Below are 24,841 nucleotides of genomic sequence, written 5' to 3'. Positions count from 1 at the left end.
CATGAATGTCTTGTCTCTCGAGGACTTCCTCGACACGCCCCAATCGACCCATCACACGGCGGCTGCGAGCCAAGCCGCTCAGAATGGCGACCTGGAAAGCTCCCGGCTTGCGGGCTACGAATCCGGGTATCAGGCCGGTTGGGATGATGCCCTGAAGTCCAGCGAGATGGAGCACACGCATATCTCCGCTGAGTTTGCGCGAAATCTCGAGGAACTGTCCTTCACATTCCTCGAGGCCCGGCGGCAGGTTTGCCTCTCGCTGAAGCCTCTCGTCGAAACACTCGTACGGCAGGTCGTTCCGGAGTTGATGCAGTCCAACTATAAGGAATTGCTTGAAGAACTTCTGTTGCCCATCATCGAAGCGCAAAGCCAAGCAACCGTCGATCTGATATGCGCGCCCGAGGACGAGGACATGATGAAGCGCCTCCTCGCGGGCCAGGACCGCTTGCCGGTTGTGCTGCGGACGGAGTCGTCCTTCAGTCAGGGGCAGGTTCGGTTCTGTCTCGGGCATGAGATCCATGATGTGGATGCCTCGGGTCTGCTGACCCAGATCAAAAACGCGGCAAGCGCCTTCTATGCCAACCTGGAAACGGAGCAGGCCCATGGATGATCTTCCCGCACGCGCCGACAGCCCGCTGGTAGGCGTTCCGATCGCTCTGAGCGTTTCGGTGGGGCAGGCCCACCCAACCGTTCGGGAGCTTCTCGCGCTCGAAAAGGACGCGGTGCTTTTGCTCGACAAGAAAATCGAAGATCCGGTGGAGCTTTATGTCGGCTCGCACCTGATCGCGCGCGGGGTCCTCGAAGAGGATACCGAAAGCCATCGTCTCTCCGTGCGCCTGACCGAGGTGATCTCCCCGGAGCGCGTCGTCTGACCATGCGGTTTTGCCTGATCCTGAGCGTCCTGGCGGTGCTGGGCCTGGCAACCGGTGCCTCCGCGCAGGAACTGGCGATCAATCTCGGGGATGAGACGTCCCTTTCGGCGCGCACATTCCAGATCATTGCCCTGATCACGGTGCTCAGCATCGCGCCGGGGCTCGCAATCATGATCACCTGCTTTCCCTTCATGGTCACGGTCTTGTCCATCTTGCGGCAAGGCATCGGGCTGCAACAGTCTCCGCCCAACATGCTGATCATCAGTCTGGCGCTGTTTCTGACCTATTTCGTGATGGACCCGGTTTTTCGCGAAGCCTGGAATGTCGGGATCCAGCCTCTGGTGGATGGGGAGCTCGATTGGGAGACCGGGTTTCAGCGCGGGATCGAGCCCTTTGTCCGCTTCATGCAAGCCCGTACCGAAGTGGAGACACTGGAACGTCTCGGAAATCTGAGGATGGAGACGCCCGGTGTCGCGCCCTTTGACCCCAGCGAGCCTCCCCTGTCTGTTCTAGTGCCCTCGTTCCTGCTGAGCGAGATCGAGAAAGCATTTCAGATCGGCTTCCTCATCTTCCTGCCCTTCCTGATCATCGATCTGATCGTGGCCGCGATCCTGATGTCCATGGGCATGATGATGGTCCCTCCGGCCATCGTCTCTCTGCCTTTCAAACTGGCCTTCTTCGTTGTGGCAGATGGGTGGACCTTGATCTCAGAGGCCTTACTGCGCAGCTATATGTGACGCGCCAAGTGTAAACTTAGGTTGACATTCATTGTCGTTCCGGCAGTCTGAACTCTCAGACAGACACGGATCTTACATGCTCGATTCCACGCCTCCCGCCATTTGGGCGCCTACTCCGGGCCCGGCGCTGCCCCGGAGCCTCTGCACGGATTGCGGTTTGTCCCGTGGCAAACGCGCGGGCCAATGCGGTGCCGCCTGCCAATTCATCAAACCCGACTACCCGACCATGGAACTTCAGGTCCACGGACGGGCCCGCGATGCAAAGCGCGCGGATGAAGCCTTCTTCGGTCCGTTCCGCGCCATGTACAGAGCCGCGTTGAGGGACCCCAAACCCGGAGCCCAATGGACGGGGCTCACCACGCGGCTGGCTCAAAAACTGTTGGAGACCGGCAAGGTGGATGCGATCCTCGGGGTCGGCCCGCACCCGGACGACACATGGCGCCCGCAACCCGTAATCGTCACAGACCCGGCGGAGGTCCACCATCTTCGCGGGATGCGCATGGGCTACGCGCCCTTATTGTCACTTCTGGAACCCGCCGCGGAGCAGGGCCTGACCCGGCTCGCAGTCGTCGGCATCCCGTGTCAGGTCTACGCCCTCAGGTCGATAGAGCGGGACCTGGGCCTCGATGCTCTTTACGTCATCGGCACCCCATGCTCCGACAACACGACGACCGAGAACTTCCACGAATTTCTCGCACGGCTTTCGGACCAACCTGAGCGGATCACATATCTCGAGTTCCGCGCAGATTACCATGTGGAGCTGCGCTTCGACGATGGCACCGAGCGGGACATCCCGTTTCTGAAACTGCCACTTTCTGATCTGCCATCGAACTTCTTTCCGATGACCTGCCGCACATGCGTCGATTACACCAATTCGCTCGCGGACATCACGGTCGGGTATATGGGGGGCGAGGGCGACCAATGGGTTATCGCGCGCAACAAACGGGGCGAGGAGTTGCTTGCCGCCCTAGGCGATGAGGTGCGACTGGCGGAACCCGGGTCGTCTGGTAAGCGTGCAGGCTCTGTGAAAGGGTTCGCGCAGAACACGGCCCGAGCCGCAGGCGGATTGCCCTTGCGCAAGATGCCAGATTGGGCGCGCGGGATTGTCGGCTGGCTCATGCCCCGGATCGGCCCCAAAGGGCTCGAATTCGCCCGCGCCCGAGTCGAGATGAAAGCGGTCGAGAGCATCCTTCATCTCCGGCGCGCCCACCGAAAACGCATGCGCTACATGATCCCGAAACATGTGTGGGACCTCGCCGCCCCCTATGACCTGACACCCGAAACCGGCGAAACCCACAAGGACTAGCCGCAGGGCAAGACCGGCGCGGAACGGTCGAGTGCCAGATCCGCGTCCGAGAACCGCCACGGCCCGCGCACGCCGGGAACTCCTTCGGGGGAGATTTCCAAACCGCGCGCCAGAACCTGTGGATCCGCGAACACCTGATCCAATCGATTGATGGGGCCGGCGGGAACGCCCTGCGCCTCCAGCGCTGTCAGCAGCGGATCGGAGCCCCACCGCGCAATCCGACCGGACAGAAGCTCGGTCAAGACCTCCCGGTGGGCCACCCGCGCCGCATTTGATGCAAAGCGCGGGTCCGCAGCCGTCCCCGGCAGATCGAGCACCGTGCAGAGCCTTTCGAACTGGCCATCATTGCCCACGGCAATGATCACATGGCCATCCGAAGTCGCAAAAACCTGATACGGTGTGATATTCGGATGGGCATTGCCCTGCCGCACCGGCGGCTGACCGGTTACAAGCTGGTTCATTGCCTGATTGGCCAGAAGCGCCGTCGCGCAATCGAGCAGGGACATATCCACATGCTGCCCGCGCCCGGTGCGGTGCCGTTGTTCCACCGCCGCCAAAACCCCGATGGTCCCGTAAAGCCCAGTCACAATATCCGTCACTGCCACGCCGACCTTTTGCGGCATCCCGTTGGCCTCGCCGGTGATCGACATCAGACCGCTCATGCCCTGGATCATGAAGTCGTAGCCCGCACGGTGCGCATAGGGCCCGTCCTGCCCAAACCCGGTGATGGAGCAATAGATCAGTCGCGGGTTCAACTCGGCCAAGGACGCGTAATCGAGCTGGTATTTCGCGAGACCTCCGACCTTGAAGTTCTCGATCAGGATATCCGCCTCCGCCACCAGCGCCCGCACCTTCGCGAGCCCCTCGGGCGTCCGAAAATCAGCGACGACGCTCCGTTTGCCCCGATTCGCACTGTAGAAATAAGCGGCACTCCGGTCCCCATCCCGCTCGACAAAGGGTGGCCCCCATTGGCGGGTGTCATCCCCCGACGGTGCCTCGACCTTGGTGACATCGGCGCCGAGATCCGCAAGGCTCTGCCCGATCCAGGGCCCCGCCAGAATCCGTGCAAGCTCAACGACTTTCAAACCGTTCAATGGTGTCATGATGGCCCCCTCACATCCGAGGGTAGCGCAGGCCTGCCCGAGCGCAAGCGCGTCTGTCAGGCGACCCGGCGCAGGCCTGCTGCGAGCGTTTCCAGGGCGGATCGGCTTTCGATCACCAGACGGCTCGGCGAGCGCTGCGAAATGGCCCCCTCGGAGACCAGCGCCTTGATCTTGCGGCTGAGAGTTTCCGGCTGCATGCCCAGATAGCGTGCCAGATCGTAGCGCCGCATGGGCAGATCGAAGCCAAGGCTGGCCTCGCTGGCCCCAGTCACCTCTTCGAGCCAGAGAAGGAACGCCGCAAGCCGTTGGTCCGGCGCCTTGATATAGAGCTCGGCGGCGTGCTCCCGCAGGTTGAAGGACTGCCGCTTGAGATTGGCACAGGCAATCAGGGCCAGCTCCTTGTGACGCTGCATCGCAGCATCAAAGCCCTGAGCGGAGAACACCACCGCGCGGGTGGGCCGCAGCGCGACCAGACGGTCCATCGCATCGAAAGGCCCGGGGTGCAGATCGACCAGATCGCCGACCAGATAAAGTGCTGTGACCGCGCTCCGATCCGCATCCGCGCCACGCATGACACCGATAAGCCCTTCGGAAACAATATAAGTTCCATCACCCAGAACGTCATCTTGTGCGAAACTCTGGATCGAGGCGAGTTGGGCAAGGTCCTGCAGACATGCATCCGTCAATCCTTGCCATTCCGCCCCTGGAAGGAAGCGGGCAAGTTGCAGAGCAGATACGAAGGACATGGACAGGCCTCTATTGGGGACAGCAACATTATAAATGCTGCATGTGCAAAGTTCCCTTGACCTGTATCAATTTTGTGGATTTGTCGAACCACGACATTGGTCGTGAGACAGCATGCCGCGCCGCAGCATAATCAATCGTCGAGAGATCCGTGGATTGCAAACTGATCGAGACCGGCCGCATCCGGTTTGATCACCCGATAGGCTTCGCGCACGCCGCTCTCGCTGAGGTCCCGCGCCACGGTCAACAACGTGTTGGGGTCGTGATCTTCGCAGAGCTCGATCATTTGCGCGATCTCTTCGGCCGCAACGCTGCGCGCTGCTTCGAGAGAAGGCGCGCCATAGAGGTCCACGAAGTGCTGGGCGAGCGCCGTCTCGAGCCCGTCGATCTCGGCCTGCTCGACCTGTGTGACGGCCACGAAGGTCACCCGCCCAAAGGTCTCGAGCCCCAGCCAGCCATTGGCAAAGGCCTGCCGCGCCTTGCCCACCAGATCCGCCTCACCCCAGTTCGAGAATTCGAACCCCCCGCTCAGACACCATTCGCCGGTGCGCGCGGGGGAGTGATAGACACGCTGGTCGCTCTCATCGAAGTGGATCGCTCTGGCCAGTTTCACGGGGCGTCTCCTGTGGAAAGGACGCTGCGCAAAGGCAGAGATGTGGTGACATCCCCGACCCGCAGCAGCATTCCGAAATGCTCATCGACACCCAGAAAGGTGCCCTCATGGGTGTCATCGCCCAAGTGGACGGTCACATCCTCGCCGAGATTGCGCGCAAGCCCCCGCCATTCCCCATGCAGGGCGCGCACGCCATCCTCCTCAAGGCGGCTGATCCAGACCAACGTGTGCCGGGCCCACGCCTCCAGCAAGAGGGTCTGATCGACCTCGGCGCAGCCTTCCTCATAGAGCGAGGTGGAATCCGGCGTGGCGCCGGGCGAATCCGGGTTCTCAGGCAGAAAGGGGATCTCGAGGCCGACCACGATCCAGTCGGGTTCCGCATCGCCCTCCTGATGGGACGCGGCCACCTGCAACCCGCCGCAGCGCGCGCCATTTACGAAAACGCGGCCATCCCAATCCAAGTGGACCGCGACCTCGGGGGGAGCGAGGGCCCCCAGCGCGTTCTGGAACCCGACCCCGCAGGCCGGAAGGATCGCCATCGCCTGATCCAGCGAGCTCTCAGGTGCAAAGACGATCGCCGCCCGCAGCCGGTCACTGCCCTCGGCATAGACGATAAGGCCGGAGTCGCAGCCCAAGGTCGCCTCGGCAATCGCCTTGGCAAACGGGTCGGCCTGCGCGGCGACAGGCATGCCGACAAAGAGCGGCGGGAAGCTGGGCGTCGGCGCGTTCATGCGTTTCCGTCTGCGATCAACTGGCGTGCCACCTTGCGAAAGGCTTCGGCCTGGGGCCCGTGGGGGGTCGAAACAACGATCGGCGCGCCGCCATCGGCAGCCATGCGGATCGACATATCCAGCGGGATCTCTGCCATGACCGGCACGCCCAGCTTGGCAGCCTCGGCACCGACACCGCCATGGCCGAAGACGTGCTCTTCATGGCCGCATTTCGAGCAGATATGTGTGCTCATGTTCTCGATCATCCCGAGGATCGGCGTGCCCAGCTTGTTGAACATATCGATCCCCTTGCGGGCGTCGAGCAGGGCGATGTCCTGCGGCGTCGAGACGACGATTGCCCCGGTGACATCGGCCTTCTGGGCCAGGGTCATCTGCACATCGCCGGTCCCGGGCGGCAGATCCACCAGAAGCACGTCGAGCGCGCCCCACTGCACCTGGCTCAGCATCTGCTGCAGCGCCCCCATCAACATCGGTCCGCGCCAAACCACGGCCTCGTCCTCGCCCATCATCAGACCCAGCGACATCATCGTGACGCCATGGTTCCGCATGGGCAGGATCGTCTTGCCATCCGGGCTTGCCGGGCGGCCGGAGACCCCCAGCATACGCGGCTGGCTGGGTCCGTAGACATCGGCATCCAGCAACCCGACCCGGCGCCCTTCGGCGGCCAGCGCCGTGGCGAGATTGGCAGCCACGGTGGATTTGCCCACCCCGCCCTTGCCGCTCGCGATGGCGACAATCCGGTCGATCCCGGGGATCTTCTGCGGGCCCTTCGGCTCGGAGGTCTTGGCCGCATTGCGCGGCTTGAGGTCCGGCGGCGCAGCGGGCGCGGAATGAGCCGTCATCACCGCCGAGACACTGGCAACCCCGGCCAGCGCCTTGAGCTTTTCTTCCGCCTCGAGCCGTGCGGGTTCGATCTCGGCGGCGCGTTTGGGATCCACCTCGATCACGAAGCGGACCGCCCCGCTGTCCACGGTCAGCGCGCGCACCATGCCGGCCGAGACCAGATCGCCACCGCCCAGCGGATCCTTGACCTGCTTGAGCGTGTCCAGAACATCATCCCGTGTCAGTGTCATGTGCTCGGTCCTTCGATTGTGCCCGTCACCGTATGTTCTAGGTCAACGCCTTCGATCGTCAGGACCATCTTGGCCTCGAAGCTTTTGCCAGCGGTGTCTTCGGCGTTGCGCATCGCCTCCTCGATGGCCTGCTGCGAGGTCACGCCCACCTGTTTGAGAAACTTGCGCATCGTCATGTTGAAGTCATCGCTCATGGCTTCGGTCCTTTGCTTTGGCCGGTGACGGCCCTGTTGTTGACGGATCGCTCAGTGCCCGTCTAGGCTGGCACTCCGCGCAGCCATAACGGGAGGTTCCGGATGCTGACCCGCACACAAGCACGGTGTTTTGTGCTTTTGTTCTGGATAGTTGGGGCGGCGGCAAGCGCCAGCGCCCAAGAGAAGCGGTTCACGCTCCATGCGGATCCGGCACTGGTCGAGGCCGGTCTGATCAAGTTTCTGCTGCCGCGGTTTTCCATGAAAACCAACACCCGCGTGACCCTGTCCGAGACCGCCGAGACGGGCGCAGCGCAGCTTGTGCCCGGCGGGGCGGCGGGCGCGCAGGACGTGATCGCCTCGGGCGATGAGACCTGGTCGCTGACGGTCCCCGAAGGCGACGCCCATGCGGCGCGGTTCGCGGATTGGCTGACCTCCGATGTCGGCAAGCGCACGATTGCGAGCTTTGCGCCCGAGGGGCGCGCGGGGTTCACCGCCGCCGCGGACCGCCCGGTCGAGGCCGTGGCCCGTGATCTGAGCCGCGACACCACCGAGGGGATCAGCCTGTCGCTGGTCCATTGCGGGCGCTGCCACGTGATCGGGCCGCAAAACCGCCATAACAGCATCGGCTCCACGCCGTCCTTCGGCCTCCTGCGGAGCTTCCCCAACTGGCAGGAGCGGTTCGAGACCTTCTACGTCCTCAACCCGCACCCGGCCTTCACCCAGATCGCGGAGGTCACCGCGCCCTTCGATCCGGGCCTGCCCTCGCCGATCCACCCGCTGAGCATGACCCTCGAGGAACTCGACGAGATCCTGGCTTATGTCGCCACCATGGCGCCAGCCGATCTGGGGGCTCCGATCCGGCATCAGTGATCCTTGCGGTCGCTGTAATAGTCCGCCGTGGTCCGGGGCTTGGGGCGTTCATTGCCCGCGAAGGGATTGTTCTGACTGTGGAACTGGGCATTGACCCGGCAGTCGTCGCACATCCGGATCATCTTTGCGGCGTCTGAATTGGCGAACATGTGGTGCTTGCCCTCGAGCTTTTCGACGATCTTCTCGATGGTCGATTTCACCCCGAACAGCGCACCGCATTCGATGCAGGCGGCGGGCTCTTCTTCATGCTTGACCACTTCGCTCAGGGCGCTGTCGCCCAGATTGAACTGCGGCTCCAACGCGATCGCCTTTTCCGGACAGATATCGGCGCAGAGACCGCATTGCAGGCAGGCATCCTCCTGAAACTTGAGCTGCGGCATGTCCGGATTGTCCGTCAGCGCCCCCGAGGGGCAGAGCGAGACACAAGACAGGCACAGGGTGCAGCTGTTGGTATCGACCAGCACGGCCCCGTAAGGTGCGTTTTCCGGCAGGGACAGGACCGCATCACTCTCGGATCCATGCAGGGCCTTGGCTGCGAGCCGCGTGATCTGCCGCCGGTCGCCCATGGGCAGCACCGGCTGGACCGCGTTGGGGGCGACATCGGCGCCATAGAGGTGATCGGACAACGCATCGGGATCGGCCACATCGATCAGCCCCATCCGCGAGGTGTCGCTCAGCGCATTGGCCAGCGCCACCTCGCGATCCAGCGCCTCGCGCTCGGTCGTCGGCGCGATCAGGACATCGACCGCCGCAAAACCGCTGGCCAGCGCACCGAGCGCTTCGGCATGGCCAAAGCCTGACACCTTTTCCAGCGACATCGGGATCACATCCGCAGGCAACCCGCGTCCGAACCGCGCCGAGAGCGCGATCATCTCGGCCCCGTGCCCGGCATCATGGACCAGAAGCCGCGGCGCGGTTCCGCCCGCTTTGGTATAGGCCTGCACCATCGCCCCCACGCGCCGCATTAGGTACGGCACCGGCGGATCCTGCGCCGTGATCGCGCCGGAGGGGCAGAGCGCGGCACAGGCCCCGCAGCCCGCGCAGATCATCGGATCAATGGTGACGTGATCGCCATCCGGGCTGATTGCGCCCGTGGGGCAAATGTCGAGACAGTTGCGGCACGCCTCCTGCCCGGCACGGGAATGGGCGCAGAGCGGTTGGCTCAGCCCGACATGGAGCGGCTTTTCGTAGGTTCCGACCATGTGGCTTGCGGCCAGCACGGCCCCCGCCACCAGGTTCGGCGCACCCGGATCCGCGCGCAGATAGCCGTCGCGCTTTTCCGGTGCAGGAAAGAGCGACGCGCCGCCGCGCAAATCGAGGACCAGATCGCACTCGGTGCGCGCCCCGTCTTGCGGTGGCGTCAGGGCAAAGGCCCCGCGCCCGCCCGGCTGCACCTGTTGAAGGGCATCCAGCGTGATCGCGAACTGACCCAGCGAGCCCGTCGCACTGCGCAGCTTGCCAACGACAACATCAAAGCCCCGATGCAGCGGCAGATCCTCAGCCGTCTCCAGCAGGACCGTGACACTCAGATGCTCGGCCAATTGCTCAGCTGCGGCCAGCGCAACCTCCGGGCGACCGAGGATCAGACATTGGCCCGCACTGGAGATGTCCACTGCCGGGGTCGCCGGGGCTTCGATCAACGCATCCGCGACCAGCGCGGCCATCTTGGGGCCAGCCTCCGCGCCCTGCTCAGACCAGCCTGCACGGTCCCGCAAATCGAAGGTCAGAGGGGCCTCGACCCCGAGATCCTCGGCCAGTTCCTCGAAAAGCTGGGTCTCCTGGGCGCAGGCCACAGCCGTCTCACCGGTGGCAATCGCGGTGGCCAGAGCCTCCGTCTGATGCATGCAGAGCCCGGTATGCACCTTGCTGCAGGCCATCCCGGTCGCCTCGGAGAGCGCATCGGCATCCACCGTTTGCGTGCCGAGACAATCGCATAATAACAGCGTCTTGGGCATGCCGCCTTCCCCCTCCTCCCGCGAACGCGCCCGGTTTGGCGGCTCGAACGGCCTCACAAAGTCACGAATTCCCGGGATGGTAAAGGCGAATCAGACCGAGACCTTTGCACAATGCAAACAGCACGCAGCCAGGCCGCTGTCGGCGTCGCGCGCTAAACCCATATACAACAATCATCTTTTCCAGCAAAACCAGTTTCTTGCGCAAAAACATCGACCAAAGTCCTGCGCGCCCTGACCTCCGCGAGGTCGCGATGCCGGTTTTTTGCTTTGCAGTTACCCCGAAATCGTTTCATCCTAGAGGCGAGGGCGCAGAAAAACCGCAACAAGAAAACGCCCTCGGAGTCGGGAGGACTCATGGACACATCGGAGCGATCGCTCACCATTCCCCTCGGAGTGGTTGTACGGCGAGTGCCGGGGGTCACCCGGTGGGCCAAGTGGTCCTGGCGCGCTGTTGCCGTGCTGCCCGGTGCGCCGGAGGCCGACTGGCGCGAGATGCGCCGCGAAGGCGAGAGTGTCGAGTATCATGCCGCCACCCTGCCGCTTGAGCTGTGGCGCACGGACACCGAAGCGTATCAGACCGGCCTGAATGTGGACGAGCCGTCGATTTATGTGATCATGCGCGCGACCGAGGATCCCGAGGCCGAGCATGAGCTTGACCTGCTGCTCGTGACCGCCTCGCCCTACGAGGCTCAGGATTACACCGATAGCGGCGAAGAGATTGTCGAGCGGGTTCCGACCCCGCCTGCCCTGATCGCCATGATCCGCGACTTTATCAGCGCCCATCACGAGGACGAGGTCTTCGTGAAGCGCCGCCGGGACAAGAAGCGCATCGACCTGAGCGAGGATGGCAAGGGCGATTCCCGGATCCAGCAGCTCTCGGATGTCTACCGCGCGCCCCGCCGGGCCGGGCGGGTCCATTGAGCGATACCGGGGATTTCTGGTCGCGGCGCAAGGCCCGCGTTGCCGCCGAGACCGAGGCCGAGGTCGCGGAGGAACTCCGCTCCGAGCGCGCCGCCGAAAAGGCCGCGATGGAAGAGCAGCCCGATGAGGTCGTCCTGCAAGAGCTTGGCCTGCCGGATCCGGACACCCTGCAGCCCGGCGATGACTTCTCGGCCTTCATGCAGTCGGCCGTGCCGGACCGGATCCGCCGCCGCGCCCTGCGCAAGCTTTGGCTGAGCAACCCGCTTCTGGCCAATGTGGACGGGCTGCTGGATTACGGTGAGGATTTCACCGATAGCGCGATGGTCGTCGAAAACATGCAGACCGCCTATCAGGTCGGCAAGGGCATGCTGAGACATGTCGAGGAAATGGCCCGCAAAGAGGCCATCGCCAATGGCGAGATCGACCCGGAGGCAGAGGCCGACGCGCCCCCACCGGTGGAAATGTCGCAGGCGATCCCTGCGGAAACCCCTGATTCCGAGACCGAAACGCCCGGATCTACGACCTTCGTCGCAGAGGCCCCTTCGGAACCTGCTGATACAGTTGCCGGGACAGACACGGATCCCGGCGTGACTTCATCGACAGAAACACCGCCCTCGCGGCGGCGTCTGCGTTTTCAGTTTGATACGTGAGCGCAGAGAGCAAGACATGACAGATGACGCCGAGAGGACACCGATGACCGCCACTGCCCAGAGCCTGCAGATTGCCGAAGAAGACAAGCTGCGCGCGGATCTCTACGACTTTCTCGGAGTGTTGCTGGCGGGTCCGCCCAATGCCGCGCTGCTCAAGCAGGCCGCGAGCCTGTCGGGGGATGACAGCGAGCTCGGTCAGGCGATCGGGGCCCTGTCGCGGATCGCCAAGGTCACCTCGGCCCGCGCGGTCGAGAGCGAGTTCAACGCCCTGTTCATCGGGCTCGGGCGCGGCGAGCTTTTGCCCTATGCGAGCTACTACCTGACCGGGTTCCTGAATGAAAAGCCGCTGGCGACCCTGCGCGGGGACATGGCGGCGCTGCAGATCACCCGTGCACCGAATGTTTACGAACCCGAGGACAACATCGCCTCCATGATGGAGATCATGGCCGGGCTGATCACCGGGCGTTTCGGCGAACCGGCCCCGGTGGCGAAACAGAAAGAGTTTTACAACAAGCATATCGGCCTCTGGGCCGGTCATTTCTTTGCCGATCTCGAGGCTGCCAAGAACTCGGTGCTCTATGCCGCCGTCGGCGCCACCGGCAAGGCCTTCATGGCCATCGAATCCGAAGCCTTTCGCATGACAAGCGACTGACAAGGCTCCCAGCCAGGGCGTTTGCCCAAGCCAGACCACCCAGCCGGGGCCGTCACCCCAGCCAGGACACACGGAGGAGACACATGTCCAAGCAAAGCAAAGCCGGCGAAACCGCCAGCCGCCGCGACTTCCTGAAGCTCGCGTCGACCTCGGTTCCCGCTGCTGCGGCTGCCGTGGCGCTCGCGCCCGATGCCGCCGAGGCGGCAACGCCCGACGCTGCTGGCGAAGGCCTGCGCGATACGGCGCATACCCGCGCCTATCTCGACAGCGCGCGCTTCTAGGCGCGACATCTGCTGCCGCCCGGGGTTTCTCGGTCGGAGGCCAAAAACCGTTCCAGCGACTGGTTGCGTGACGCCCGACTGACTGGAGCCAAAGCCAACCCAAGCAAGCTCACGTGCAGACCGCGTGGCGCGAGCAAGGAGAACGAAAATGCTCAGGAAAAAGACCAACGGGGTTGCGCGACGCCCCCAGCGGACGACGCTCCTGTCAAACCTCGCGGAGAAGACCGTCGACAGACGTAGCTTCCTGCGCACATCCGGCCTGGCCATTGGTGGCCTCGCTGCGATCGGCGCAACCGGAGGGACAGTAACGAAAGCAGATGCAGCTACCGCCGTGAAAGGGGCCGTCGAGACCGTCAAGTCCGTCTGCACCCACTGCTCGGTCGGCTGTACCGTGATCGCCGAAGTGCAGAACGGTGTCTGGACGGGTCAGGAACCCGGATGGGACAGCCCGTTCAACCTCGGGGCCCACTGCGCCAAGGGCGCCGCGGTGCGCGAGCACGCCCATGGCGAGCGCCGCCTCAAGTACCCGATGAAAAAAGAGGGTGGTGAGTGGAAGCGCATCAGCTGGGAACAGGCGATCAACGAGATCGGCGACGGCATGATGCAGATCCGGGACGAAAGCGGTCCGGACAGCGTCTACTGGCTCGGCTCGGCCAAGCATAACAACGAACAGGCGTACCTGTTCCGCAAGTTCGCGGCCTACTGGGGCACGAACAACGTGGATCACCAGGCGCGGATCTGTCACTCCACCACCGTTGCGGGTGTTGCGAACACATGGGGCTACGGCGCCATGACCAACAGCTACAACGACATCCACAAGTCCAAGGCCATCTTCATCATCGGCGGCAACCCTGCCGAGGCGCACCCCGTCTCGCTGTTGCACCTTTTGAAGGCCAAGGAGCAGAACAACGCCCCCGTCATCGTCTGCGACCCGCGCTTCACGCGCACCGCGGCCCATGCCGACGAGTATGTCCGCATGCGTCCCGGTTCGGACGTGGCGCTCGTCTGGGGTATCCTGTGGCACATCTTCGAGAACGGCTGGGAGGACAAGGAGTTCATCCGCACCCGCGTCTGGGGGATGGACCAGATCAAGGAAGAAGTGGCCAAGTGGACGCCCGAGGAAGTCGAGCGTGTCACTGACGTGCCCGGCAGCCAGCTGCAGCGCGTGGCCCGGACCCTCGCCAATAACCGTCCCGGCACCGTGATCTGGTGCATGGGGGGCACCCAGCACACCACGGGTAACAACAACACCCGTGCCTATTGCGTGCTCCAGCTTGCGCTGGGCAACATGGGCACCTCCGGTGGCGGCACCAACATCTTCCGCGGCCATGACAACGTGCAGGGCGCGACGGATCTCGGCGTTCTCAGCCACACCCTGCCGGGCTATTACGGCCTTGCAGCCGGCTCCTGGGCCCATTGGGCACGGGTCTGGGGCGAGGATATCGATTGGCTCAAGGGTCAGTTCCAGACGGTCAAGGCGGCCGATGGCAAGGACAAGAACCTGATGAACCTGACGGGCATTCCGGTGTCCCGCTGGATCGACGGTATCCTTGAAGATCCCGAGAACATGGATCAGCCGAACAACGTGCGGGCCATGGTGCTCTGGGGCCACGCCCCGAACTCCCAGACCCGTATGAAAGAGATGAAGACGGCGATGGAGAAACTCGACATGCTTGTCGTGGTGGACCCGTTCCCGACGGTCTCTGCGGTTCTGCATGATCGCGAGGATGGCGTGTACCTGCTGCCGGCAGCCACGCAGTTCGAGACCTATGGCTCGGTCACCGCATCCAACCGGTCGATCCAGTGGCGTGACAAGATCATGGACCCGCTCTTCGAGTCCAAGACCGATCACGAGATCATCGGCCTCTTCGCGAACAAGTTCGGCTTCGCCGACCGGTTCTTCCGCAATATCGAGATGGACGACGAGAACACGCCGAACATCGAGAGTGTCACGCGCGAGTTCAACGCAGGCATGTGGACCGTGGGCTACACGGGCCAGTCGCCGGAGCGGATCAAGCTGCACATGGCCAACCAGCATACGTTCGACAAGACGACGCTGCAGGCTGTGGGTGGTCCCGCGGATGGCGATTACTACGGTATGCCGTGGCCATGCTGGGGCACGCCGGAGATGAAGCATCCGGGCACCCCGAACCTCTATGACATGTCCAAGCCGGTTTCCGAGGGGGGTCTGACCTTCCGCGCCCGGTTCGGCGTCGAGCGGGATGGCGACAACCTGCTGGCCGAAGGCGTCTACTCGGCGGGCTCGGAGATCCAGGACGGATATCCCGAGTTCACCTATCAGATGCTCAAGGATCTGGGCTGGGATGGTGACCTGACACCCAACGAGCGGGCGTATATCGCCAAGGCTGCGGGCGTCGAAGGCTTTGCCGACTACACCGCCGAAGTCGGCGAGGCGGGCATGTCGCCCTTCCCGTCCGACTACGACGACAAGGTGGCCAAGGTGAACTGGAAAACCGACCTGTCGGGCGGCATCCAGCGGGTCGCGATCAAGCATGAGTGTGCGCCCTTCGGGAACGCCAAAGCCCGTGCGGTCGTCTGGACCTTCCCGGATCCGGTGCCGGTTCACCGCGAGCCGCTCTACACCAACCGTCGTGACCTGGTGGCGGATTATCCGACCTATGAGGACCGGAAATTCTACCGTCTGCCCACCATGTACGCGTCGATCCAGAAGAACGACTACTCCAAGGACTATCCGATCATCCTCACCTCCGGCCGTCTGGTCGAGTATGAGGGTGGCGGTGACGAGACCCGGTCGAACCCCTGGCTTGCAGAGCTTCAGCAGGACATGTTCGTCGAGATCAACCCGCGCGATGCCAACAATCTCGGCATTCGGGACGGGGCACAGGTCTGGGTCGAAGGCCCCGAGGGCGGCAAGGTCAAGGTTATGGCCATGGTCACCGAACGGGTCGGCTCCGGTGTGGCGTTCATGCCCTTCCACTTCGGCGGGCATCTCGAGGGCGAGGACCTGCGGTCCAAATACCCCGATGGCGCGGACCCCTATGTCCTTGGGGAAAGCACCAACACCGCCCAAACCTATGGCTATGACAGCGTAACCCAGATGCAAGAGACGAAAGCCACTCTCTGCAAAATCTGGTCGGCGTAAGGAGAGCGACCTATGGCAAGAGCAAAGTTCCTTTGCGACGCTGAACGCTGCATTGAGTGTAATGCCTGCGTCACAGCGTGTAAGAACGAGCACGAGGTGCCCTGGGGCATCAATCGTCGCCGCGTGGTGACCATCAATGATGGTCAGCCCGGCGAACGGTCGATCTCCGTGGCCTGCATGCATTGTTCCGACGCGCCCTGCATGGCCGTGTGCCCTGTGGACTGCTTCTACCAGACCGATGACGGTGTGGTGCTGCACTCCAAGGATCTGTGCATCGGCTGCGGCTACTGTTTCTACGCGTGCCCCTTTGGCGCGCCGCAGTACCCGCAAGCGGGCAATTTCGGATCCCGCGGCAAGATGGACAAGTGCACCTTCTGCGCCGGTGGCCCGGAAGAAACCCACTCCACCGCCGAGTTCGCCAAGTATGGGCGCAACCGCGTCGCGGAAGGCAAGCTGCCGATCTGCGCCGAGATGTGCTCCACCAAGGCGCTGCTGGCCGGTGACGGCGACGTCGTCTCGGGCATCTACCGCGAGCGCGTGGTGGCCCGTGGCTTCGGCTCCGGCGCATGGGGCTGGGGCACGGCCTATGAGCAGAAGGGCGGCTGACGCTCCTCTGATCACGATCTGATGAAACGCCCCGGGCTCACCGCGCGGGGCGTTTTTCTTTGGCCAATGCGGGGCTTTACAGCCCGCGCGCGGCAGGCCACATCTAGAGCGGCCCCCGACGCAGGACTTTCTCCGTGGCACTGAGTTTTACCCGTTTCAAAGACCGGATCTGGTTTCTCTTCGATGGCGGATTGCGCCGGATGCGCAACGCGCCCCATTGGGTCGAACGGGCGGGCTATGGCGGGTTCGGGTTGATGTTGCGGATCGCCTACCACCTGCCCGGGGCCCCGATGAAACCCACCAACACCGCGTTGGCCCGGATCCTCGGCAATCCGAACCCCACCGCGATGCACCACGCCTGGGTCAACCGCATGCAGCTGGGTCTCGAACGGATGGAGATGCTGCGCAATGGCGAGACCGAGGCGCTCGACGCGATGCTCGAGATCCCCGAGGCCGCCAAGCTGGACGCTGCCCTCGGCAAAGGGCGGGGCGCGGTGCTGGTCATGCCCCATTGTCAGGCCTCGATCGCGATGGTCCGAGGGCTCGCGGCACGCTATCCCACCCTGATGCTCGTACGCGAGAGCAAGAAGGACGCGCGCGCCGAGACCCAGCACAGCTACTATGTCCATCTGGGATGCGACTGCATCGACGTGCGCCGCACGCCCGAGGCCTCCGTCGCGCGGGCGGTCCTCAAGGCATTGAAATCAGGGATGCTTGTGGTCGGTGTCGTCGACCGGATCCAGCGCCCACCCCCGGACGGGGTGTCCTATGACAAGACCCGCGATCGCGTGCGCGTGGAGGTTTTCGGCCAGCCCGTAAGCATGGCAGGGTGGCCTGCGCGGTTTGCCGGCAAGCTCAAGAGCCCGATCCTCCCGGCCATGGCCGTGCAGACCGAGACCACCATCTCGCTGGAGCTTGCGGCCCCCCTCACGCCGCAAAGCATCGAGACCACGACACAGGATATCGCATCCGGGCTCGAAGCCTTCCTGCGCAGCTCACCGCAGGACTGGCTTTTCCTGTATGACAAGCAGTGGACGCGGGTTCTCAAAGCCGCCGCAGCGTCGGATTCCTAAAATGCCGATCGCATTCATGAAAAAAATCTCTGGCAGTATTTGATTTTTTCAATGGATTTTTCGCGGATTGCTTCATTATTGTCATAGGAGAACACCGTACCGAAAATAGGTCCCTATGCAACGCACCGATCGTGTGCCCTCTGAGGCACGCGTACCCGATCCCAGATTGCTGACCCGGCTCGCCTGGGAATGCAGATGGACAGACCGCGTGCGCAGCGAGGAGCTGGCGCGTCAGGCGCTGGCGCTCGTTGAGCAACAGACGAGCGGTGACCTGCTTGCCCGGTGCAGCGCGTTGCGCACGCTGGCATGGCAGGCCAAGTGGCGCGGTGATTTCGAGAAGACCGCCTCCTACTGCCTGCAGGCCAAGCAGGGAATGGACCGGCAGATCGCCAAGCATCTCCTGGTGGATGTCTTCTCTCTGCTCGGCGTCGTGCATTACAGCGCCGGGCGCAGGGATTTCGCGAGCCGGATGGTCCGCAGGGGGTTCGAGCTCGTGGATGACACGATCCCGGACGAAACCATGGTGGATCTCTACATTACGCAATCGACCATTCAACGCTATCGCGGGCGGGTCGAGGAATCCCGGCATGCGCTGGAGAATGCCCTGAACCTTGCCAAGGGCGCCGAGCGCGCCCGGGTGGAGCATAACTACGCCCGCGCCCTGCATTACGAAACGCAATACGACGAGGCCGCCGCCCGTGCCGAGCAGGCGCTTGCCCTTGCCAGGCAGTTCAAGAGCCGCGTGATCCTGCCCTATACCCATGAGGTCCTGAGCGCCGCCTATATCGCCCTGGATCGCCCGGTGGAGGCGCTGCCCCATCTGGAAGAGGGGCTCGATGTTGCGCGGACCGACGGCGATCAGCGTGCCATCTGTCAGCTTTTGCACCAGCTTGGCATCGCACAGCACAAGCGCGGCGAGATGGACTACGCCAGCGCGGCCCTCACCGAGGGTCAGCGTATCGCGCAAAGCATCGGCTATCCGATCTGGGTCGCGCGCTTCACCGAGGCTCTCGCCCAGTTTCACGAGGCCCGCGGTGAATTCCAGAAGGCCGCCACCGCCTACAAGGAAGTCGTGCGGATCAAGGATTCCATGCGCGACTGACCCGGCACCAAAGTCGCGTCTTTCGCGGCGGCTGCCCCCTAACGCCCCCCAGCCCGAGCGCCTATAGTCGCGACCGGAATTCGATGGACAGTCGGCTCAAAAAACCTACTCTTCAGTACATATTTGCGGCTCAGAACCGCATCAAAATGGGAGGCCACGATGATTTTACGCAGCTTGCTTGCGCTCGTGCTGTCGCTGACCCTTGTTAGCATGGCACCAGCCCAGGACACCCCAACCGCAACCGAGCCGGACCGCTCCTCCACGGGCGGAGCCCCCACGCTGGAAGACATTCTGGCCCGGCAACGCGGCGAGAATGTCGACCTTTCCTACCGATTGGACAGTACGGGCAACAATGCCGCCGACATGGCCACGCAGCTGGGCACGCTGGGCGGGGCGTCGGATAGCGATGTGTATCTCGCCCTGCGCTACGGCACGGCGGATGTGACCGTTTCGGCCCGGGGCCCGGCCACGGGCGTCCTGATCCAGGATCGCGGCATGTGGTGGCTGGAGTTCCGTCAGGGCCCTCTGCTGAAATATGGCGGCTACCTGCTCCTGGGGACCCTTGGCGCGCTCGCCCTCTTCTTTCTACTGCGCGGTCGGATCACCATCGACGGGACCAAGACCGGGCGAACGATCCAGCGCTTTGCATCGATCGAGCGCTTTGCCCACTGGCTCCTCGCGGGCAGCTTCATCGTGCTGGGGATCACCGGCCTCGTCTCGCTATTCGGGCGGCTCTACCTGATCCCGGTCTTCGGCAAGGACAGCTTTGCCGTGCTCGCCGGGGCCTCGAAATGGGTACATAACAACATCTCATGGGCCTTCATGCTGGCGATCCTGATGATCCTCGTGCTCTGGATCAAAGAGAACATCCCCAACAAGACCGACCTGAAATGGATCGCCGTGGGCGGCGGGATCTTCAAGAAGGGCGTTCACCCGCCCGCCAAGAAGTTCAATGCCGGCCAGAAGGTGATCTTCTGGTCCGTGATCCTGCTGGGTGGATCGATCTCGATCTCTGGTCTGTCGCTGCTCTTTCCCTTCGAGATGCCGATGTTCGCCAAGACCTTCGCGGTGCTGAACAGCACGGGCGTCCCGGAAATGCTCGGGTTCGGCATCCTGCCGGAGCAGCTCGCACCCCATGAAGAGATGCAATACGCGCAGCTCTGGCACTCCATCGTCGCCTTCGTGATGATGGCGATCATCCTCGCCCATATCTATATCGGGTCCGTCGGGATGGAGGGCGCCTATGACGCCATGGGCTCCGGCCAGGTCGAAGAGCAGTGGGCGCGCGAGCACCACTCCCTCTGGGTGGACGAGGTGAAGGCCAAGGAAGCGGCCGCGCCAAAATCCCCGTCGGCGGCCCCTGCCGAGTAGCCCGATGCGGCTGTGGATCGCGCTGTGTTGCGCACTCTGGCCGGGCCTCGCCCCGGCTGGGGAATTCTATACGCTCAAGGGGCATGGCGGCCCGATCATGGGGGTGGCGGTGTCCCCCTCCGGGACGGTTGCCACGGCCAGCTTCGACAACGCGGTCGGGCTCTGGCAGGCGCGCGAGCCGCGTTGGCTGGATGGCCATGAGGCGGCGGTCAAAACCGTGGCCTTTGTCGATGATCAGACCCTGGTCTCTGCGGGGGACGATTTCGCCGTGCTGCTCTGGGATCTCGAGACGGGCACGACCGAAGAGCTCGGGCGTCATCTGGGCAAGGTGTCGGACCTGGCGGTCAGCCCGGACGGGCGCGTCATCGCCTCGGCGAGCTGGGACGGGACAATCACGCTTTGGTCCCGCGACGGGGCCGCACCCCGCGTGCTGAGCGGGCATGATGCCGGAGTAAACGCCGTGGCCTGGATCGAGGGGGGCGCGACGCTGCTCTCGGCCTCTATCGACGGGACCTTGCGCGCCTGGGACGTGGTCGAGGGAACCGAGAAACGGATCCTGCTGCGCCACGGCTTCGGGATCAATCGGATGGTCGTGAACGAGGCGGCGGGCTGGCTCGCCTATGGCTCCGTCGATGGGGTCACCCGGGTCCTCGATCTGGCCAGCGGGACCGAGATCGCCGATATCACCCTGGGCCGCCGTCCGATCCTTGCATTGGCGCAATCACGCGATGGCAGCCTGCTGGCGATGGGCGATGGCGAAGGCTACATCTCGCTGCTGAACACGGCAGACTGGTCCATCGGCTCGGACTTTCGCGCCACGACGCGCGGTCCGATCTGGGCGCTGAGCTTCTCGCCCGATGGCGAGAACCTTCTGGCGGGCGGGCTCGACGAGGCGCTTTACAGCTGGCCCACGGACCGCCCCTCGGACGCGCCGCAGATGGATGTCAGCGGCAAGAAATTCCTGAATGGCACTGAGACCGCCTCGAATGGCGAACGCCAGTTCAACCGGAAATGCGCGATCTGCCATACGCTGGGCCCGGACGGGCAACGCCGGGCGGGGCCGTCGCTCTATGGTCTGTTCGGGCGCGAGGCCGGGGCGCTGCCCGATTACAGCTATTCCGAGAGCCTGAAGAACTCGGACATCGTCTGGTCCGCCGAAACGGTCGACAAGCTCTTCGATCTCGGGCCGGACAACTACACACCGGGCACCAAGATGCCCATGCAACGCATCACCAAACCGCAGGATCGCGATGATCTGATCGCCTTCCTGCAGGCCAATACAACACCCAAGGGAGAGACAGAATGAAACCCATGCTGCTGGCCTTCGTGGCGACCGCCGTGATCACCTTCGCCGCGCCCTATGTGCTCGACAATTTCGGCTTCTCCACCGAGAGCCAGACCACCAGCCCCTGGGTCCGGGGCGGCTGAGCGCGCGCTCAGCCGATCTGACCGCGCAGACCCTCGCCCACCTGGCCCCGGTGGAGCAGCAGGTGATCGAGCAGGACGCAGGCCATCATGGCCTCGCCCACGGGCACGGCGCGGATGCCGACACAAGGGTCATGCCGACCCTTGGTGATGATCTCGGCCGGCGCACCGGACTTGGTGATCGTGCCGCGCGGGGTCAGGATCGATGAGGTCGGCTTGACCGCAAAGCGCACGACCACGTCCTGCCCGGTAGAGATCCCGCCAAGGATCCCGCCCGCATGGTTCGAGCTGTAGACCGGGCCGTCCGGCCCCATGGAAATCTCATCCGCGTTGGCCTCGCCCGTCAGGGCGGCAGCGGCCATCCCCTCACCGATCTCGACGCCCTTGACCGCATTGATGCTCATCATCGCGGCGGCCAGATCCGTGTCGAGCTTGCCATAGATCGGCGCGCCGAGGCCCGCGGGTACGCCGCGCGCCGTCACTTCGATCACCGCGCCGACAGAGCTTCCGGATTTCCGCAGCCCGTCGAGATAGCCTGCCCAATCCTCCGCCGCCTGCGGGTCCGGGGTCCAGAACGGGTTCTGCTCGATCTGGTCCCAGTCAAAGCGCGCCCGGTCGATCCCGTGCGGGCCCATCTGGGTCATGTATCCGGTGATCTGCAACCCCGGGACCAGCGCCTCAAGCGCCGCACGGGCCACGCCGCCCGCAGCGACCCGCGCGGCGGTCTCACGCGCGCTGGAGCGTCCACCGCCCCGGTAATCCCGGATGCCGTATTTCTGCCAATAGGTGATGTCCGCATGGCCCGGGCGGAACTTCTCGGCGATATCGCCGTAATCCTTGGAGCGTTGATCCGCGTTCCGGATCATCAACTGGATCGGCGTGCCCGTGCTCTGCCCCTCGAAGACACCCGAGAGGATCTCGACCGCATCCGGCTCGCGCCGCTGGGTGGTATATTTGTTCTGCCCCGGCTTGCGCTTGTCGAGCCAGACCTGCAGCGTCTCTGGCGTGACCGGCACGCCCGGCGGGCAGCCATCCACGGTCGCCCCCAGGGCGGGTCCGTGGCTCTCTCCCCAGGTCGTGACGCGGAAGAGGTGACCGAATGTGTTCATGGACATGGGGTATGCTCCTGAGCCTTGGCCCGCCTCATGTACCGGCCTGTCGGGATCCGCTCAAGCGGTCATTGGGGGATGGGGGTCTACAACAGAAAAGCGCGCCCCGAACGGGACGCGCCTATATCGGTTTTGATCTGACTTACTCGGCGGGGGATGCCTTGGCGCGGGCCTTGACCGGCGCCCAGATCCGCTTGTTCGTCAGGTAGAGCAGCACGGACAGCACGATCAGGAACGTGACCGCGATGAAGCCGGTTTGCTTGCGTGCGTTCTGCTTGGGCTCGGCCGTCCACATGAGGAAGGCCGCCACGTCCTGCGAGATCGCTTCGAGCTCGGTGGAGGAACCGTCGGCAAATTCCACGTCATCGCCATAGAGCGGCGGTGCCATGGAGATCCAGCCACCCGGGAAGGTCACGTTCTCATAAAGAACGGTGCCCGCTTCCTCTTTCTCTTCGCCGGTGTATCCCGCCAGCAGGGAGGCGATGTATTCCGCGCCGCCCATGCCGTTGAAGAGCTGTGCCAGACCGGTGCCGTAGGGCCCGTGGAAGCCGGCCCGGGCCTTTGCCATGAGGCTCAGGTCAGGGGCGTTTTCCAGAGAGCTCTCCGGGAAGTGGTCGGTGGGACGCGCTGCGCGGAAATCGTCGATCTCCGGGTCGAAGACCTCGTAGAACTCCGCATAGGCGCGCACCTGATCCTCGGGCAGAGCAGGACCGCCCTGATCGCCGAGCATCCGCAAGGGCACGAACTTCAGGCCGTGACAGGCCGCGCAGACCTCGGTGTAGACCTGCAGACCGCGTTGCAGTTGCATCTGGTCATAGGTGCCAAACGGACCTTCAAAGGAGAAGTCGTAGTCGTCCACATGTCCAGCGCCGCCTGCCGCCAGCGCCGCGCCCCCGGTGAGGGAGAGCGCCGCCGCAACGGTGAGTGCGAGTTTCCTGATCATGATGTGATCCTTTCTCTCGCCCGTTATTCGGCAGGCGAAGCTGCGGGTGCGGAACCTGCGGCGTCGTCGGCTTTGCCGTAATGGGCGTTGAAGTCGTCTTCGATGGTGGCGGGCTGTGCCGTCGGTTTCTCGATCACACCGAGCAGCGGCAGCAGCACGAGGAAGTAGGCGAACCAATAGACCGACGCGATCAGAGCGATGTAGGGATAGATCCCTTCGGCCGGCATTGCGCCCACCCACATCAGCACGAAGAAGTCGACAATCAGCAGCGCGAACCACCACTTGAACATCGGGCGATACTTGCCGGAACGGACCGACGAGGTGTCGAGCCACGGGGCCAGCGCCATCACGGCAATCGCCCCGAACATCGCCAGAACCCCGAAGAACTTGGCGTCAACGATACCACCGGTGATCCAGTCCACCGCAATCACGAGCCACACTTCGGTGTCGAAGGCGCGCAGGATGGCGTAGAAGGGCAGGAAGTACCATTCCGGAACGATATGCGCAGGCGTCGCCAGCGGGTTCGCCTCGATATAGTTGTCCGGGTGGCCCAGATAGTTCGGCATGAAGCCCACGATCGCGAAGAAGACGACCATGATCAGCGCCAGCGCGAACAGGTCCTTCATCACGAAATAGGGCCAGAACGGCAGGGTGTCCCGCTCGGCTTCTTCCTTCGAGGTGCGGCGCACTTCGACCCCGGTCGGGTTGTTGTTCCCGGTGGTGTGGAAGGCCCAGATATGCACGATCACCAGACCGGCAATCACGAAGGGCAGCAGGTAGTGCAGCGAGAAGAAGCGGTTCAGCGTGGCGTTGTCCACGGCAGGCCCGCCCAGCAGCCAGGTCTGCAGCGCGTCGCCCACGAAGGGGATGGCGCCGAAGAGGCCGGTGATCACGGTCGCGCCCCAGAAGGACATCTGACCCCAGGGCAGAACGTAACCCATGAAGGCCGTGCCCATCATCATCAGGTAAATCAGCATCCCGATGATCCAGGTGATCTCGCGCGGCGCCTTGTAGGAGCCGTAGTAGAGACCGCGGAAAATGTGCAAATAGACCGCCACAAAGAACAGCGAAGCGCCGTTCGCGTGCAGATACCGCAGCATGTAGCCGCCATTCACGTTGCGCATGATGTGCTCAACAGAGGCGAAGGCCAGATCCACGTGGGGGGTGTAGTGCATCGCAAGGATGATGCCGGTGACGATCTGCAAGGCGAGGCAGAAGGTCAGGACGATGCCCCAGATCCACATCCAGTTCAGGTTCTTGGGTGTGGGGATCATGATGGTGTCGTAGATGAGACCGATCACCGGGAGACGGGAATGAACCCACTTCTCACCGCCGGTCTTCGGCTCGTAATGGTCGTGCGGGATGCCAGACATGTCGTTCTTCTCC

General features: G+C 63.7%; 26 protein-coding genes. 16 read left to right on the top strand and 10 right to left on the bottom strand.

All coding sequences use genetic code 11. The features are described from left to right. The first annotated feature begins 1 nt into the window (after nt 1). The 4 genes from ACP150_RS09820 (at nt 2) to ACP150_RS09805 (ending at nt 2,915) form a co-directional block, all read left to right on the top strand. On the top strand, nt 2-610 hold the full coding sequence (locus ACP150_RS09820; protein WP_424966427.1) for a hypothetical protein: 609 nt from the start codon (nt 2-4) through the stop codon (nt 608-610). Next, a complete protein-coding gene (locus ACP150_RS09815) occupies nt 603-872 on the top strand; it encodes a FliM/FliN family flagellar motor switch protein (RefSeq protein ID WP_424966426.1) in 270 nt (89 codons plus the stop codon). Before ACP150_RS09820 ends, ACP150_RS09815 begins: the two co-directional genes overlap by 8 nt. Nucleotides 873-874: 2 nt before the next feature. Further along, nucleotides 875-1,609: a flagellar type III secretion system pore protein FliP gene (fliP, locus tag ACP150_RS09810; protein ID WP_424966425.1), complete on the top strand. Its 735-nt coding sequence runs from the start codon at nt 875-877 to the stop codon at nt 1,607-1,609. Nucleotides 1,610-1,685: 76 nt separating this feature from the next. Beyond that, nucleotides 1,686-2,915 (top strand): Coenzyme F420 hydrogenase/dehydrogenase, beta subunit C-terminal domain, encoded by a 1,230-nt coding sequence (locus ACP150_RS09805; RefSeq protein ID WP_424966424.1) that lies wholly within the window; start codon nt 1,686-1,688, stop codon nt 2,913-2,915. On the opposite strand, the gene ACP150_RS09800 is transcribed toward ACP150_RS09805, so the two are convergent. From ACP150_RS09800 to ACP150_RS09775, 6 genes are all read right to left on the bottom strand, one after another. Beyond that, on the bottom strand, nt 2,912-4,018 hold the full coding sequence (locus ACP150_RS09800; RefSeq protein ID WP_424966423.1) for a CaiB/BaiF CoA transferase family protein: 1,107 nt from the start codon (nt 4,016-4,018) through the stop codon (nt 2,912-2,914). The genes ACP150_RS09805 and ACP150_RS09800 overlap by 4 nt on opposite strands. 56 nt (nt 4,019-4,074) lie before the next feature. Continuing rightward, on the bottom strand, nt 4,075-4,704 hold the full coding sequence (locus tag ACP150_RS09795) for a Crp/Fnr family transcriptional regulator (protein ID WP_424966422.1): 630 nt from the start codon (nt 4,702-4,704) through the stop codon (nt 4,075-4,077). 191 nt (nt 4,705-4,895) lie between these two features. Further along, a complete protein-coding gene (locus ACP150_RS09790; RefSeq protein WP_424966421.1) occupies nt 4,896-5,375 on the bottom strand; it encodes a DUF6505 family protein in 480 nt (159 codons plus the stop codon). Further along, entirely contained in the window at nt 5,372-6,106 is a 735-nt protein-coding gene (locus tag ACP150_RS09785) for a DUF4444 domain-containing protein (protein ID WP_424966420.1), read from the bottom strand. Before ACP150_RS09785 ends, ACP150_RS09790 begins: the two co-directional genes overlap by 4 nt. Continuing rightward, nucleotides 6,103-7,179: an Mrp/NBP35 family ATP-binding protein gene (locus ACP150_RS09780; RefSeq protein WP_424966419.1), complete on the bottom strand. Its 1,077-nt coding sequence runs from the start codon at nt 7,177-7,179 to the stop codon at nt 6,103-6,105. The genes ACP150_RS09785 and ACP150_RS09780 overlap by 4 nt, the downstream gene beginning before the upstream one ends. Further along, on the bottom strand, nt 7,176-7,373 hold the full coding sequence (locus tag ACP150_RS09775) for a DUF6494 family protein (protein WP_424966418.1): 198 nt from the start codon (nt 7,371-7,373) through the stop codon (nt 7,176-7,178). The genes ACP150_RS09780 and ACP150_RS09775 overlap by 4 nt, the downstream gene beginning before the upstream one ends. 102 nt (nt 7,374-7,475) lie before the next feature. Between ACP150_RS09775 and ACP150_RS09770 the strand changes: the two genes are divergently transcribed. Then, entirely contained in the window at nt 7,476-8,243 is a 768-nt protein-coding gene (locus ACP150_RS09770) for a hypothetical protein (RefSeq protein ID WP_424966417.1), read from the top strand. Here the strand turns inward: ACP150_RS09770 and ACP150_RS09765 are convergent. Next, the gene (locus ACP150_RS09765; RefSeq protein ID WP_424966416.1) at nt 8,237-10,198 is read right to left on the bottom strand and encodes a 4Fe-4S binding protein; all 1,962 of its coding nucleotides are present in this window, start codon (nt 10,196-10,198) and stop codon (nt 8,237-8,239) included. The two genes, ACP150_RS09770 and ACP150_RS09765, sit on opposite strands and share 7 nt — an antisense overlap. A 354-nt stretch (nt 10,199-10,552) precedes the next feature. Here ACP150_RS09765 and ACP150_RS09760 point away from each other — a divergent pair, with 354 nt between their 5' ends. From ACP150_RS09760 to ACP150_RS09710, 11 genes are all read left to right on the top strand, one after another. After that, entirely contained in the window at nt 10,553-11,119 is a 567-nt protein-coding gene (locus ACP150_RS09760) for a DUF3305 domain-containing protein (RefSeq protein WP_424966415.1), read from the top strand. Continuing rightward, complete coding sequence (locus tag ACP150_RS09755) at nt 11,116-11,769, top strand: DUF3306 domain-containing protein (RefSeq protein WP_424966414.1); 654 nt, start codon at nt 11,116-11,118, stop codon at nt 11,767-11,769. Before ACP150_RS09760 ends, ACP150_RS09755 begins: the two co-directional genes overlap by 4 nt. A gap of 43 nt (nt 11,770-11,812) precedes the next feature. Continuing rightward, complete coding sequence (locus tag ACP150_RS09750) at nt 11,813-12,421, top strand: TorD/DmsD family molecular chaperone (RefSeq protein ID WP_424966574.1); 609 nt, start codon at nt 11,813-11,815, stop codon at nt 12,419-12,421. Nucleotides 12,422-12,504: 83 nt separating this feature from the next. After that, a complete protein-coding gene (locus ACP150_RS09745; RefSeq protein WP_424966413.1) occupies nt 12,505-12,702 on the top strand; it encodes a ubiquinol-cytochrome c reductase iron-sulfur subunit N-terminal domain-containing protein in 198 nt (65 codons plus the stop codon). A 148-nt stretch (nt 12,703-12,850) separates the two neighbouring features. After that, nucleotides 12,851-15,826 carry a formate dehydrogenase subunit alpha gene (locus tag ACP150_RS09740; protein WP_424966412.1) on the top strand — a complete coding sequence of 992 codons (2,976 nt, stop codon included), beginning with the start codon at nt 12,851-12,853 and terminating at the stop codon, nt 15,824-15,826. A gap of 12 nt (nt 15,827-15,838) precedes the next feature. Continuing rightward, the gene (fdh3B, locus tag ACP150_RS09735) at nt 15,839-16,432 is read left to right on the top strand and encodes a formate dehydrogenase FDH3 subunit beta (protein ID WP_424966411.1); all 594 of its coding nucleotides are present in this window, start codon (nt 15,839-15,841) and stop codon (nt 16,430-16,432) included. Between the two features lie 134 nt (nt 16,433-16,566). Continuing rightward, entirely contained in the window at nt 16,567-17,505 is a 939-nt protein-coding gene (locus ACP150_RS09730) for a hypothetical protein (RefSeq protein WP_424966410.1), read from the top strand. Nucleotides 17,506-17,713: 208 nt separating this feature from the next. Further along, nucleotides 17,714-18,607: a hypothetical protein gene (locus ACP150_RS09725; RefSeq protein WP_424966409.1), complete on the top strand. Its 894-nt coding sequence runs from the start codon at nt 17,714-17,716 to the stop codon at nt 18,605-18,607. 162 nt (nt 18,608-18,769) lie between these two features. Further along, nucleotides 18,770-19,978 (top strand): formate dehydrogenase subunit gamma, encoded by a 1,209-nt coding sequence (locus tag ACP150_RS09720; RefSeq protein ID WP_424966573.1) that lies wholly within the window; start codon nt 18,770-18,772, stop codon nt 19,976-19,978. Between the two features lie 4 nt (nt 19,979-19,982). Further along, on the top strand, nt 19,983-21,284 hold the full coding sequence (locus ACP150_RS09715; RefSeq protein ID WP_424966408.1) for a c-type cytochrome: 1,302 nt from the start codon (nt 19,983-19,985) through the stop codon (nt 21,282-21,284). Further along, nucleotides 21,281-21,406 (top strand): hypothetical protein, encoded by a 126-nt coding sequence (locus ACP150_RS09710; protein WP_424966407.1) that lies wholly within the window; start codon nt 21,281-21,283, stop codon nt 21,404-21,406. The genes ACP150_RS09715 and ACP150_RS09710 overlap by 4 nt, the downstream gene beginning before the upstream one ends. An 8-nt stretch (nt 21,407-21,414) precedes the next feature. Here ACP150_RS09710 and aroC read toward each other — a convergent pair whose 3' ends face one another. From aroC to petB, 3 genes are all read right to left on the bottom strand, one after another. After that, complete coding sequence (aroC, locus tag ACP150_RS09705) at nt 21,415-22,518, bottom strand: chorismate synthase (protein ID WP_424966406.1); 1,104 nt, start codon at nt 22,516-22,518, stop codon at nt 21,415-21,417. A 136-nt stretch (nt 22,519-22,654) separates the two neighbouring features. Beyond that, nucleotides 22,655-23,455 carry a cytochrome c1 gene (locus ACP150_RS09700; RefSeq protein ID WP_424966405.1) on the bottom strand — a complete coding sequence of 267 codons (801 nt, stop codon included), beginning with the start codon at nt 23,453-23,455 and terminating at the stop codon, nt 22,655-22,657. A 23-nt stretch (nt 23,456-23,478) separates the two neighbouring features. Next, complete coding sequence (gene petB, locus ACP150_RS09695; protein ID WP_424966404.1) at nt 23,479-24,828, bottom strand: cytochrome b; 1,350 nt, start codon at nt 24,826-24,828, stop codon at nt 23,479-23,481. Nucleotides 24,829-24,841 lie beyond the last annotated feature (13 nt).

The sequence above is a fragment of the Dinoroseobacter sp. S375 genome (genome assembly GCF_049800775.1).
In the GTDB taxonomy this organism is placed as follows: Bacteria; Pseudomonadota; Alphaproteobacteria; order Rhodobacterales; family Rhodobacteraceae; genus Dinoroseobacter.
The sequence above is the reverse complement of the archived record's forward strand: the minus strand, read 5'-3'. Positions and strand labels throughout refer to the sequence as shown.

What these genes read in the sequence shown, in the direction of transcription:
- ACP150_RS09775 (WP_424966418.1), bottom strand. Translation starts at nt 7,373, where the DNA reads ATGAGCGATGACTTCAACATGACGATGCGCAAGTTTCTCAAACAGGTG.
- ACP150_RS09820 (WP_424966427.1), top strand. Translation starts at nt 2, where the DNA reads ATGAATGTCTTGTCTCTCGAGGACTTCCTCGACACGCCCCAATCGACC.
- ACP150_RS09785 (WP_424966420.1), bottom strand. Translation starts at nt 6,106, where the DNA reads ATGAACGCGCCGACGCCCAGCTTCCCGCCGCTCTTTGTCGGCATGCCT.
- aroC (WP_424966406.1), bottom strand. Translation starts at nt 22,518, where the DNA reads ATGTCCATGAACACATTCGGTCACCTCTTCCGCGTCACGACCTGGGGA.
- ACP150_RS09805 (WP_424966424.1), top strand. Translation starts at nt 1,686, where the DNA reads ATGCTCGATTCCACGCCTCCCGCCATTTGGGCGCCTACTCCGGGCCCG.
- ACP150_RS09740 (WP_424966412.1), top strand. Translation starts at nt 12,851, where the DNA reads ATGCTCAGGAAAAAGACCAACGGGGTTGCGCGACGCCCCCAGCGGACG.
- ACP150_RS09745 (WP_424966413.1), top strand. Translation starts at nt 12,505, where the DNA reads ATGTCCAAGCAAAGCAAAGCCGGCGAAACCGCCAGCCGCCGCGACTTC.
- ACP150_RS09765 (WP_424966416.1), bottom strand. Translation starts at nt 10,198, where the DNA reads ATGCCCAAGACGCTGTTATTATGCGATTGTCTCGGCACGCAAACGGTG.
- ACP150_RS09815 (WP_424966426.1), top strand. Translation starts at nt 603, where the DNA reads ATGGATGATCTTCCCGCACGCGCCGACAGCCCGCTGGTAGGCGTTCCG.
- petB (WP_424966404.1), bottom strand. Translation starts at nt 24,828, where the DNA reads ATGTCTGGCATCCCGCACGACCATTACGAGCCGAAGACCGGCGGTGAG.
- ACP150_RS09700 (WP_424966405.1), bottom strand. Translation starts at nt 23,455, where the DNA reads ATGATCAGGAAACTCGCACTCACCGTTGCGGCGGCGCTCTCCCTCACC.
- ACP150_RS09760 (WP_424966415.1), top strand. Translation starts at nt 10,553, where the DNA reads ATGGACACATCGGAGCGATCGCTCACCATTCCCCTCGGAGTGGTTGTA.
- ACP150_RS09710 (WP_424966407.1), top strand. Translation starts at nt 21,281, where the DNA reads ATGAAACCCATGCTGCTGGCCTTCGTGGCGACCGCCGTGATCACCTTC.
- ACP150_RS09780 (WP_424966419.1), bottom strand. Translation starts at nt 7,179, where the DNA reads ATGACACTGACACGGGATGATGTTCTGGACACGCTCAAGCAGGTCAAG.
- ACP150_RS09770 (WP_424966417.1), top strand. Translation starts at nt 7,476, where the DNA reads ATGCTGACCCGCACACAAGCACGGTGTTTTGTGCTTTTGTTCTGGATA.
- fliP (WP_424966425.1), top strand. Translation starts at nt 875, where the DNA reads ATGCGGTTTTGCCTGATCCTGAGCGTCCTGGCGGTGCTGGGCCTGGCA.
- ACP150_RS09750 (WP_424966574.1), top strand. Translation starts at nt 11,813, where the DNA reads ATGACCGCCACTGCCCAGAGCCTGCAGATTGCCGAAGAAGACAAGCTG.
- ACP150_RS09800 (WP_424966423.1), bottom strand. Translation starts at nt 4,018, where the DNA reads ATGACACCATTGAACGGTTTGAAAGTCGTTGAGCTTGCACGGATTCTG.
- fdh3B (WP_424966411.1), top strand. Translation starts at nt 15,839, where the DNA reads ATGGCAAGAGCAAAGTTCCTTTGCGACGCTGAACGCTGCATTGAGTGT.
- ACP150_RS09715 (WP_424966408.1), top strand. Translation starts at nt 19,983, where the DNA reads ATGCGGCTGTGGATCGCGCTGTGTTGCGCACTCTGGCCGGGCCTCGCC.